The organism is Streptomyces sp. AK010, assembly GCF_014207295.1.
Lineage (GTDB): Bacteria > Actinomycetota > Actinomycetes > Streptomycetales > Streptomycetaceae > Streptomyces > Streptomyces massasporeus.
In genome coordinates this window covers 1-10,500 of record NZ_JACHCX010000028.1, presented here as the reverse complement: position 1 = coordinate 10,500, position 10,500 = coordinate 1, and the positions used below count along the sequence as shown (strand labels likewise).

12 protein-coding genes are annotated in these 10,500 nt (G+C 69.2%); 7 read left to right on the top strand and 5 right to left on the bottom strand.

The genetic code is table 11. The features are described from left to right. Positions 1–25: 25 nt before the first annotated feature. The 3 genes from HDC93_RS34390 to HDC93_RS34380 are packed head-to-tail and all read right to left on the bottom strand — an operon-like array spanning position 26 to position 1,555. Entirely contained in the window at positions 26–229 is a 204-nt protein-coding gene (locus HDC93_RS34390) for an MbtH family NRPS accessory protein (protein WP_185014741.1), read from the bottom strand. Between the two features lie 34 nt (positions 230–263). Further along, positions 264–1,247 (bottom strand): 2,3-diaminopropionate biosynthesis protein SbnA, encoded by a 984-nt coding sequence (sbnA, locus tag HDC93_RS34385; RefSeq protein WP_185014740.1) that lies wholly within the window; start codon positions 1,245–1,247, stop codon positions 264–266. Next, entirely contained in the window at positions 1,247–1,555 is a 309-nt protein-coding gene (locus tag HDC93_RS34380) for a hypothetical protein (protein WP_185014739.1), read from the bottom strand. The genes sbnA and HDC93_RS34380 overlap by 1 nt, the downstream gene beginning before the upstream one ends. Before the next feature lie 228 nt (positions 1,556–1,783). On the opposite strand from HDC93_RS34380, the gene HDC93_RS34375 reads away from it, so the two are divergent. From HDC93_RS34375 to HDC93_RS34350, 6 genes are all read left to right on the top strand, one after another. After that, positions 1,784–2,323, top strand: coding sequence for a GNAT family N-acetyltransferase (locus tag HDC93_RS34375; RefSeq protein ID WP_185014738.1), 540 nt, complete (start codon positions 1,784–1,786; stop codon positions 2,321–2,323). Positions 2,324–2,440: 117 nt separating this feature from the next. Beyond that, positions 2,441–3,550, top strand: a complete 1,110-nt coding sequence (locus HDC93_RS34370; protein ID WP_185014737.1) for a DegT/DnrJ/EryC1/StrS aminotransferase family protein — start codon at positions 2,441–2,443, stop codon at positions 3,548–3,550. Between the two features lie 3 nt (positions 3,551–3,553). Further along, complete coding sequence (locus HDC93_RS34365; RefSeq protein ID WP_185014736.1) at positions 3,554–4,963, top strand: NDP-hexose 2,3-dehydratase family protein; 1,410 nt, start codon at positions 3,554–3,556, stop codon at positions 4,961–4,963. Between the two features lie 57 nt (positions 4,964–5,020). After that, on the top strand, positions 5,021–5,713 hold the full coding sequence (locus HDC93_RS34360) for a hypothetical protein (protein ID WP_185014735.1): 693 nt from the start codon (positions 5,021–5,023) through the stop codon (positions 5,711–5,713). Further along, positions 5,650–6,216, top strand: coding sequence for a nucleotide disphospho-sugar-binding domain-containing protein (locus HDC93_RS34355; RefSeq protein ID WP_185014734.1), 567 nt, complete (start codon positions 5,650–5,652; stop codon positions 6,214–6,216). Before HDC93_RS34360 ends, HDC93_RS34355 begins: the two co-directional genes overlap by 64 nt. A gap of 5 nt (positions 6,217–6,221) precedes the next feature. After that, positions 6,222–6,836: a dTDP-4-dehydrorhamnose 3,5-epimerase family protein gene (locus HDC93_RS34350; protein WP_260419925.1), complete on the top strand. Its 615-nt coding sequence runs from the start codon at positions 6,222–6,224 to the stop codon at positions 6,834–6,836. 25 nt (positions 6,837–6,861) lie between these two features. Here the strand turns inward: HDC93_RS34350 and HDC93_RS34345 are convergent, their stop codons facing one another. After that, positions 6,862–8,229, bottom strand: a complete 1,368-nt coding sequence (locus tag HDC93_RS34345; protein WP_185014733.1) for a polysialyltransferase family glycosyltransferase — start codon at positions 8,227–8,229, stop codon at positions 6,862–6,864. Positions 8,230–8,378: 149 nt separating this feature from the next. Between HDC93_RS34345 and HDC93_RS34340 the strand changes: the two genes are divergently transcribed. Beyond that, on the top strand, positions 8,379–9,206 hold the full coding sequence (locus HDC93_RS34340; protein WP_185014732.1) for a phytanoyl-CoA dioxygenase family protein: 828 nt from the start codon (positions 8,379–8,381) through the stop codon (positions 9,204–9,206). A 236-nt stretch (positions 9,207–9,442) separates the two neighbouring features. Here the strand turns inward: HDC93_RS34340 and HDC93_RS34335 are convergent, their stop codons facing one another. Then, a complete protein-coding gene (locus tag HDC93_RS34335; RefSeq protein WP_185014731.1) occupies positions 9,443–10,150 on the bottom strand; it encodes an IS6 family transposase in 708 nt (235 codons plus the stop codon). Between the last annotated feature and the right edge of the window lie 350 nt (positions 10,151–10,500).

Here is a 10,500-nt window from a genome sequence, read left to right as displayed (position 1 = left end):
GTCACCTCGGCTCGGCTGCGGTTGGTCAGAGGTCCTGTTCGGCCATGCGTCGGCGAAGACTCAGCGGGCGCATATCGGTCCAGATCCGCTCGATGTGGTCCAGGCACTCGTCCCTGGAGCCCTCCGTGCCCTCCGCTCGCCAGCCGGCCGGCAGGGGTCGGTCGGCGGCCCACACGGAGTACTGCTCCTCGTCGTTGACCACAACGAGATGCTTGTCGTCGGCAGTCATTGCGTCTCCCTGGAATGTCCGCGTGGCGGTGGCGTCAGCCCTTCCACAGGTGCCGGATGTCACCGAAGTGCCGCTCGACCCACGCGTCGGAGTAGATGGTGTCCATGTAGCGCTCGCCCCTGTCGGGCAGCACCAGCACGCAGTTGGCCCCCTCGGGCAGCTCACGGGCGCGCCGGGCGGCCGCGCCGACCACCGCACCGGAGGAGCCGCCGCCGAGAATCGCCTCGGCGGCCACGAGCCGTCGGCAGCCGATGACACAGTCCTGGTCCGTCATCAGCTCGGCGGAGTCCGCCATGCCGTCGTGGTGCAGGGCCGGCCGCCGGGCCGCGCCGTGTCCGGGAACCAGCCGCTGGCACCCCGGCTGCCCGAAGATGGCACTGCCCACCGCGTCCACGGCCACGACGTGCGTGGTCATGCCGTGCTCGGCGATGTAGCGGGCGCAGCCGTGGATCGTGCCACAGGATCCGGTGGCGACGAAGAGGACGTCGACCCGGCCGTCCAGGTCCCGCGCGACCTCCCGCATCAGCTGCTCCTGCGCCCGCGCGTTGAGGACGTTGGCGTACTGGTCGGGCCAGAACGCCCCCGGGATCTCCTCGGCCAGCTGCCGGGCGCGCCGGATCCTGGCTCCGAGGAAGTCGCCCAGCTCGTTGTCCGGCTCGGTGACCATCTCCAGCTCGGCGCCGTAGGCCTCGAGGATCGCCAGGTTCTGTGTGGTGGTCCTGGGGTCCACCACACAGACGAACCGCAGGCCGAACCAGCGGCAGACCTGGACCAGGCCGATACCGAGGTTGCCGGAGCTGGACTCGACCACGGTCGACTTCCCGGGGACGAGGCGACCGCTCTCGATCGCGCCGACCACCATGCTCATGGCGGCGCGATCCTTCATACTGCCCCCCGGGTTCATGCCTTCCAACTTGGCGTGGAAACGGGCGGGCGATTCCGGGAAGAGCCGCTCCAACTGCACGAGCGGCGTGTCCCCGACAGCGGAGAGAACCCCCTTGCCGATGTGCGCGCTCATCACCCGTTGGCGACTTCGTCTTCCGCCAGCAGGCGGGCTATGAATTCAGCGAGGTCACGGAACGACTTGCCCTCGAACTCCTCGAGACGCTCCAGGATTTTCCGGTCGAGGATGTTCTCGAGCTCCAGCAGGACCTGAACCATGGAGAACGAGTCCAGGTCGGCCAGGTTCGCCGGCTCGGGCACGTCGGGCTGTTCCGCGCAAATCTTGATCGCGGTCTCACGCACGGTTTCCTCGAGCTTGTCGACAACCTGCGGGTCGAGGTTTTCGTAGGTGTTGGACTTCTGCGCGAGTTCGTCATTCGCCATGTGCTGTCAGCACCCCTCACTGAATTCGACCGGTCACGCCTTTGCGAAAGCCGCGCCGACACTAGACAGGCGCCCAGTGAACGGTCAACCGCACTGTCCCGCTGGCGGGACGGCCCCGCTGGAACACGCTTGACACCGCTGATCACCCGTGGTTGGTTCCGTGCACCGTGCATTGCACGAAACGCTCATGTCGTTTTTCCAGCATTCCAGCGTTCACGGAACCGGGGGATGACAACCGTGCTGTACCCGCACACCACGACCAAGCGAATAAAACTCCGTCCGGCCGGCGCCGCCGACGCGCCCGCCGCCTACGACATTCTCTTCCGGAACGGCCACGGACCGCTCCCGCTGCTCGACAGATATGCCGCCGACTTCTGCAACGGTCTCTCGGCGTGCTTTATGATCCATGACGCGGAAACAGACGAGCTGCTAGGCTTCAGCACTCTCTCCGACCTGAAGCCCGCCGGTCATCTGCGGACCGAGGTGCATCTGCGCCTGGGCACCCGTGAGGACCTGCGGTCCGAGGCGAACGCACTCACCGTGAATTTCGCCTTCTCCATGTGGCGGACACGCAAGGTGTACTTCGAGGTGACGGACCCGACCCTGGCGCGCATCGGATTCGGACGGCACAAGAAGGCCATGCGCCCGGAGGCCGTCCTGCCCGACCACGTGTTTCTGCACGGAAAACTTCAGGACGTTCACGTCATTTCCTACGGCCGGGACGACTGGGACGCCCACGGTCTGGACTTCATCCAGCAGGTCGTCTGACCGGACGCACGTCCATGTTGTCCCTCGCCCACCCGTCGTCGAATACGCGTCGTCGACATACCCGTCGTCGAATACCCGTCCATAACCGATCGAGTCGAGTGCGGAGGTGTCACTGCGGTGACCATGTACGTCTGGGGCTATCTCGCGGAGTACGAGAAGGAGCGGTCCGACATTCTCGACGCCGTCGACACGGTGTTCCGCTCCGGGCACCTCGTGCTCGGGGCCAGCGTGAAGGGGTTCGAGCAGGAGTTCGCCGCGTACCACGGGCTCGACCACTGTGTCGGGGTCGACAACGGAACGAACGCCCTGGTCCTCGCCCTCAGGGCGCTGGGCGTCGGCCCCGGTGACGAGGTCGTCACGGTGTCCAACACCGCCGCACCGACCGTCGTGGCCATCGACGCGGTGGGCGCGACGCCGGTGTTCGTCGACGTCCACCCCGACACCTACCTCATGGACGTCGACCAGGTGGCGGCGGCGATCACCAAGCGCACACGGTGCCTGCTGCCGGTGCACCTCTACGGCCAGTGCGTCGACATGGCACCGCTCAAGGAGCTCGCCGACCGGCACGGCCTGCCGATCCTGGAGGACTGCGCGCAGGCCCACGGAGCCCGCCACCACGGCCGGACGGCCGGCACCATGGGCGACGCGGCGGCGTTCTCCTTCTACCCGACGAAGGTGCTGGGCGCGTACGGCGACGGCGGCGCGGTGCTGACCGCGAACGCCTCGGTCGACGCCGACCTGCGCCGACTGCGCTACTACGGCATGGAGACCACGTACCACGTCGTCGAACTGCCCGGCTACAACAGCCGACTGGACGAGGTGCAGGCGGAGATCCTGCGCCGGAAGCTGGGCCGCCTGGACGACTACCTCGCCAGGCGGCAGGCGATCGCCGAGCGGTACGCGGAGGCCTTCGCGGGCACCGACCTGATCACCCCCGTGACCGCCCCGGGCAACACGCACGTGTACTACGTGTACGTGGTGCGCCATCCCCGCCGGGACGCCATCATCGAGGCACTCAAGGAGCACGACGTCCACCTCAACATCAGCTACCCCTGGCCGGTGCACACCCAGAAGGGCTTCGCGCACCTGGGGTATCGCGAGGGGTCGCTGCCCGTCACCGAGGCCGCCGCGCGGGAGATCTTCTCCCTGCCGATGTACGCCTCACTCGCGCCCGCCGACCAGGAGCGCGTCATCGACCTCCTGCACGACGTCCTCGCGCGGGTCTGACTCGTGACACAGATCCTGCACGCGAGCATCGACGCGCCGGCGGTCGGCGACGGGCCGCTGACCTCCGCGGCCGGCTTCCACGCCTGGTGGGCCGACCGGCACCGGGCCGGACGGCACCGGGTGGAGCAGGTCGGCCTGGCCGACCTCAAGGACTGGGCCTTCGACCCACGCACCGGGAACCTCGGGCACTCCAGCGGCCGCTTCTTCTCCGTCGAGGGCCTGGAGGTCCGCGAGGGCAGCACGGTCACCTGGCAGCAGCCGATCATCAACCAGCCCGAGATCGGCATCCTCGGCATCGTGGTCAAGGCGTTCGACGGCGTCCTGCACTGTCTGATGCAGGCCAAGATGGAGCCGGGCAACGTCAACGTCCTGCAACTGTCCCCCACGGTGCAGGCGACCCGCAGCAACTACACGCAGGTCCACTGCGGCGACAGGACCCCGTACCTGGAGTACTTCGCGGGGCCCGGACGCGGTGAGGTGCTCGTGGACGTGCTGCAGTCGGAGCAGGGGGCCTGGTTCTGGCGCAAACGCAACCGGAACATGGTCGTCCTGGTGACCGGGGACGTGCCGGTGCACGAGAACTACTGCTGGCTCAGCCTGGCCCAGGTGCGCGCGCTCACCCGGGTGGACAACCTCGTCAACATGGACGCGCGCACCGTGCTGTCCTGTATGCCCTTCGCCTTCCCCCAGGAGGCCGAGGCCGACGGCCGGGACCCCTTCCGGGACGCGCTCATCCGCTCGTACCAGTACGAGGCGGGCGAGCCCGGGCTGCACGGCCGGCACAGCGCCGGGGAGATCCTCAGCTGGTTCATCGAGGCCAAGACCCGCTGCGAGTGGTCGGCGCGCCTGGTTCCGCTGGGCGAGGTGTCGGGCTGGTCTCACGACCGGCGGGAGCTGAGCGACGAGGACCGGCGGCAGTTCCGCGTCATCGGGGTCTCGGTGGAGGCCGGCGACCGTGAGGTCAAACGCTGGACCCAGCCGCTGCTGGCCCCGCGCGGCCAGGGACGGGCCATGTTCCTGGTGCGTGTCCTGGACGGCGTACTGCACCTGCTGGTCCAGGCCCGGCCGGAGTACGGGCTGATGGACATGGTCGAGATGGCGCCAACCGTGCACCTGCTGCCGGGCGAGGACCTCGCCGGAATCCGGGATGTGCGGCTGCGCGAGGCGGTGAGCGATCCGGCCGCCCACGGGCACACCGTCCGCTACGACACCGTGCAGTCCGAGGAGGGCGGCCGCTTCCACCACGCCCTGACCCGTTATCAGGTCATCGAGACCGGCCCGGACTTCCCCGACGAGGCACCGCCCGGGCACCTGTGGGTGACGGTCCGCCAGCTGACCGACCTCCTGAGGCACGGCCACTACCTGAACATTGAGGCCCGGAGCCTGCTGGCGGGTCTGCACAGCCTGTGCTGACCCGCGGCGTTCCCGGGCTCGCGCCGAGGCGGGCAACGTCAAGGAAGGAAACAACGAGTGCGGCTGCTGTTCACGACCGCGCCGCTGCGCGGCCACTTCCATCCCCTGGTGCCGCTGGCCTGGGCCGCCCGGTCCGCCGGTCACGAGGTCCTGATCGCCACAACCGGGGACTTCGCCGCGACCGTGGCACGCGCCGGCCTGCCCGCCGTGTCCTGGGCACCCGCCACCGACGTGGTCGCCCTGACCTACGCGGAGGTGTACGGCGGCTCCCCAGCGGGTGCTGGTGAGCCGCCGCGGCACGGCTCGGCCGGGCGGCGTCTCGCCCACGGCCGGGCCTTCGGGCGCCTGGCCGAGCTGTGCCTGCCCGGCGCGCACGCCCTGCTCGACGCGTGGCGGCCGGACCTCGTCGTGAGCGAACGCGCCGAGTCGGCCGGCCCGCTGGCGGCCGCCGGCCACGGCATCCCGCACGTGGAGTTCCACTGGGGCGCGGCCGAACTGCCCGAGTACCGCGAGGGCGCGGCGGCCCGCCTCGACCGCGACCTGCCCGTGCCCGACGAGATCCTCAACCCGTGGCCCTCCTCGCTGCGCCGCCCGTACGCCGCACGGCACCGGGCCCTGCGCAGCATCGACTACAACGGCGACGCCGAGATCCCGTCCTGGGTCCTGGCGCCCCGCACCGGCCACGGGTGTGCGTCACCTTCGGCACGGTCATCCCGCGGCTGCGCGATCTGCCGCTGCGCGACACGATGACTCCGGTGCTGCGGCGGCTGGCCGAACGCGACTACGAGTTGCTGGTCGCCACGGACGAGGAGACCGCGGCCGACTGGCCCGAGCTGTCTCGGTACGCGCACCGCATCGGCCGTATCCCGATGGCCCAGGTCCTGCCGAGCTGCGATCTCCTCGTCAGCCACGGCGGCCAGGGCTCGGTGCTGGCGGCACTGGCCGCCGGGTGCCCGCAGCTGCTGCTGCCCCAGTTCGACGACCAGTTCGACAACGCGGACATGGTGGAACGGGCGGGTGCCGGCCTGTGCGTGACGCCGGACCTGATCACCCCCGACCTCGTCGCCGGGCACGTCGAGGCCCTCGTCGAGGACGCGGTGTGCACGGCCCGGGCGGCAGGGCTGGCCGAGGAGATCAGACGGCAGCCGCCCCTGTCCCGGACCGTGGACCTGCTGACGCGGTTGGCCGGCCCCGGCTCCCCGCGGGGGCCGGGGCCGGGCACCAGTAACGTCCGAGCGACCTCCGGAGTGTGAACAATATGTCCGCGGTCAAGACGACCGAGATGGCCGTGCCCCACGCCTATCGGATCACCCCGACCCAGTACCCGGACCGGCGCGGCTACTTCTACGAGGCCTTCCGGTCCGAGGAGCTCTCCGAGCTGATCGGCTACCCGTTCGTCGTCCGGCAGGCGAACTTCTCGCGCAGCCGCGCGGGCACCCTGCGCGGTATCCACGGCACGGTCCTGCCCCCTGGCCAGGGAAAACTGGTCACCTGCGTCCGCGGCGCCGTCATGGACGTCGTCGTAGACCTGCGGGTGGGCTCCCCCACCTTCGGCCGGTACGACATCACGTACCAGGACGAGGAGTCGGGGATCGCCGTCTACCTCTCCGACGGCCTGGGCCATGCCTTCCTCGCCCTGACCGACGACGCCTGCATGAACTACCTCTGCTCGGAGGTGTACGTCCCCGGCACGATGATCGAGATCAACCCGCTCGACCCGGACATCGCGATCCCCTGGGAACTCAAGGGCGCACCGATCATGTCCGACAAGGACGCGGGCGCCGTCGGGCTGATGGAGGCCGCGGAGTCGGGCCTGCTGCCCGGCTACGAGGAGTGCCTCGCCCACTACGCGGCCCTGCGGCCCCCGGTGTAGCGGACCGGCCGCACCGCCGGGCGGCTCAGTTCCGTGGTGACACCGCGCGCCGCACACGGCGCACCCCGCGCGCGACGCGCCGCACGGTCCGCGTCCTCGGCACGAAGGCGAGCTTCGCCGGTGTGCCGCCGGGCAGTGCGAGCCGGGTCAGCCGCCGCCGGTCGAAGTAGCGCCAGGTACGGCTGTCCAGCCGACCGGCGAGATAGCGCTCCGCCGTCGGCCTGAGCGAGGGGTGGCTGTCGGGCTGCATCGTGTACCCGACCGTCGAGACCAGATCGCGCAGTGCTCGGGGCGTCCCCGTCCCAAGGCCGCGGTCCAACGTCCAGGACGTCACGGCGGACGCGTCCTCCAGGTCGGGCAGGAGCGCGTCCACGATCGTCACGGGAACGCGGTTGCTGTTGTGGTAGGGCCTCAGCCGCTCCAGCACCGTCTCCGTTCCGATCCGGGCCACCGGGAGGCCGAACAGACGCGAGGCGGTGAGCAGGGCCGTGGAGAAGCAGCCGGCCACCAGGGCCGGCCGCAGACGCTGGAAGACCACCTCCGCGAGGACGGGCTCGTCGAGCACCCGGAACCCGACGCCCAGCCGCGCCGCTTCGTCCTCCAGCGCCCCGGCCCAGCCGCGGGGAGCCGACGGATGGGGCTTGAACACGACGTGCCGGTGGCCGAGTCGTGCGGCGCCACGCAGCATCCTCAGGTGCAGCCGCTGTTCCTCCTGGGCGGACAGGAGATCGATCGCGGACAGGTACTGCCCGAGCAGCAGCGCCGGCCGCTCGGCTCTGGCAGGTCCCGGCCCGTCCGCGTGCCCGCCGAGTGCGCGCAGCACCTCGGTGACCGTCTCGACGGGTACGGGTTCCGACTCGACACCGAACTCCCGCAGCAGGAGCGGCCGCAGCCCCGGGACGAGGTCCACGTGCAGCAGGCGCCCAATGCGCGTCCCCACCTGGGGATCCAGCCTGCCCCGCGTGGGCCCGTAGCTCATCAGGCCGTCGGCGTAGACATGGACGGGGCTGTCGCTGAAGATCCGCGCCGCGGCGTTGGACGGGCCACCCTGGATCGACTCGCACGCGATCTCGATGTCCCCGGTGCCCAGGTCCCAGGTCCGCCGTAACACCCGCTGCCACAGCGGTGCGTCCTGCTCCCTCGGGGACCAGGCCATCGGGTGGAAGGGCCGGATGAACTCGTTCCAGGAACGTACCTCGTCGAACTCCGGCCGCAGCGCGGTGAACCCGGACATCCGGTCGAGGGGCGTACCGACCTCGGGGATCGCCGCCGGGTCACTCACGACGAGGATGCGCCGGTGTTCCGCCCTCGGCCCGAAGAGGCCCGCCCGAATGGCCGCGGTGACCGTGACAGCGGCGTACTGCGAACACGCGAAGAAGAGTTGGGTGACCACGCAGGGACGGTACCGGGTGTCCCGCGCGGCGGGACACCGGACCGGACGCGACGCTCATTTCACGCTGATAAAGCGGTCGAAATCCATGACAGAGTTGACGTCATTTCATGGACGCCTAGGCTGTTTTCATCGACCAGCGGAGGTTTTCAGTGGATACAGTCAGCCTCACCGACGACGAGGTCGAAGACTTCGTCAAAAGCGGCTTCGTGAAAATCGCCGGAGCATTCTCGAAGGAGACGGCGGACGAGTGCCGCGAGCGTCTTTGGCGGGAGACCGGCAAGGATCCGGAGGATCCCAGGACGTGGACCGAGCCGGTAGTCCGGATTCCGCCGATCAACGATCCGCCGTTCCTGGAGTCATGCAACACACCGCGGCTGCGCCGGGCCTACGAGCAGCTGTACGGTGCCGACCGCTGGATCGAGCCGGACTGGCCCGGCACGTTTCCGGTGCGCTTTCCCCATCCCGGCCGGCCGGGAGACACGGACTGGCACGTCGACGCCGGCTGGCATGTCGACGAGCAGTGGTTCGAGGCCCTCGAGGACGGCGGCGACATCGGTAAAGTCGATCCGCACGGCTTCCGCATCAATATCAAGTCCCGCGGTCGCGCGCTGCTGATTCTGCTGCTCTACTCGGAGGTCGGACCTGACGACGCGCCCACCAGAATTCGCGTGGGCTCTCACCTGGATATTCCCCCCATGCTCGCCCCGTACGGCGAAAAGGGTCGCGGTCTGTTCCGTGACGATATCCTCGACAAGGCGACAGCTCACCGGCCGGAGGTTCTGGCCACGGGTGGGGCCGGCGATGCTTTCCTGGTGCATCCTTTCTTGGTGCACGCCTCCCAGGCAAACCTGAGGGGCCGGCCGCGTTTCATGGCGCAGGCGGCGGTGGAGCCGCGCGAACCGCTCGAGACGGAACGGGCCGACGGACAGTACAGCCCGGTGGAACGCGCCGTCCGGATGGGACTGGGACTTACCTGACGCGCTGCGCAGACGTGACGTCCCGCGTGCCCGGCTGAGGCCGGGCCGCTCTCCGCCCCCCCCATGAGGCCGAGCCCTCCGTGGAAAACGACGCCGCGGACCGTCTCCGCTCCTGCCTTGACCTTGTGCATGGCGGCGTCGGCGCCGCGCAGGATGCGGTCGGGCGCTGTCACGTTATTGAGTGGTTCTCTGACAGCGCGTGAGGCATGTGGCGGGACCGGGCTTCGGGCCGGTGTTCAGGCCCCGGCGGCGCCGGTGGCCTGGTCCCAGATTGCAAAGCGGATGGTCATCTCAGCTCGGTAGCCGGGAGCGGTCATCAGGTGGCGGCGGGGTCGGAAGTGCGGTGAGATGCCACTGAAGGCAGCCAGGAACCGTTGGGCCCCACCGGTACTGCGGAAGCCTTTCATCGCGCGTTCACGCTGCCTTGTCGGCTGATGACTGTTCTCTGCCCGGTTGTTCAGGCCCTTGTGCGAGCGGTGCTCAACGGAGGGCATGACCTCGCGGTGGGCCGCGCTGTAGGAGCGCAACTTGTCGGTGACGACCACCCTGGGCACCGTATGGGTCTTCTTCAGCAGCCTGCGGAAGAAGCGCCGGGCCGCAGCGGTGTCCCGCCGGCTCTGTACGAGGATGTCCAAGACGGTGCCGTCGGCGTCCACGGCCCGCCACAGGTACTTCCGCTCTCCGTTGATCTTCATGAAGACCTCATCCAGGTGCCATTTGTCCCCGGGGCGGGGCCGCCGACGGCGCAGCGCGCCGGCGTAGGTCTGCCCGAACTTGGCGCACCAGCGGCGGACCGTCTCATAGGAGACGAGCACGCCGCGCTCCAGCATCAGTTCCTCGACCTCGCGAAAGCTGAGCGGGAAGCGAAAGTACAGCCACACGCAGTGCGCGATGATCTCCACCGCGTATCGGTGCCCCTTGTACGACGGCGGCGCGCTGTCCACGGACGACCCCTCCCCGCATGACCAACCAGAAGATCATCCCACCCGGTCAGTCAACGTGACAGTGCCTTCAACCGTGCTGGAGAAACGAAGCACGCGGTGCATCACTTCATCCTTGCCGGCCGTAGGAAGGACGCCCGGTCCGCCGCCGAATCGGTACCCGAGTTCCTCGATGTGCGCGACTTGCTACAGAAACGGGCACGGTGGGTATGCGGCGCAGCCGCAGCGGTGATCGATCAGCAGGCGGACCTGATCCCGCGGAAGATTTCAAGTCCAGTGAGACGGTCGTGACGCTATGAGGTTTGTGGTGCGGGTTCCCTGCGCTTGGCCGGGTCGTTGATCCATGCCTGCTG

Excerpts from the sequence above, each read along its gene's own strand:
- sbnA (WP_185014740.1), bottom strand. The coding sequence starts at position 1,247 with ATGAGCGCGCACATCGGCAAGGGGGTTCTCTCCGCTGTCGGGGACACG.
- HDC93_RS34350 (WP_260419925.1), top strand. The coding sequence starts at position 6,222 with ATGTCCGCGGTCAAGACGACCGAGATGGCCGTGCCCCACGCCTATCGG.
- HDC93_RS34390 (WP_185014741.1), bottom strand. The coding sequence starts at position 229 with ATGACTGCCGACGACAAGCATCTCGTTGTGGTCAACGACGAGGAGCAG.
- HDC93_RS34380 (WP_185014739.1), bottom strand. The coding sequence starts at position 1,555 with ATGGCGAATGACGAACTCGCGCAGAAGTCCAACACCTACGAAAACCTC.
- HDC93_RS34375 (WP_185014738.1), top strand. The coding sequence starts at position 1,784 with ATGACAACCGTGCTGTACCCGCACACCACGACCAAGCGAATAAAACTC.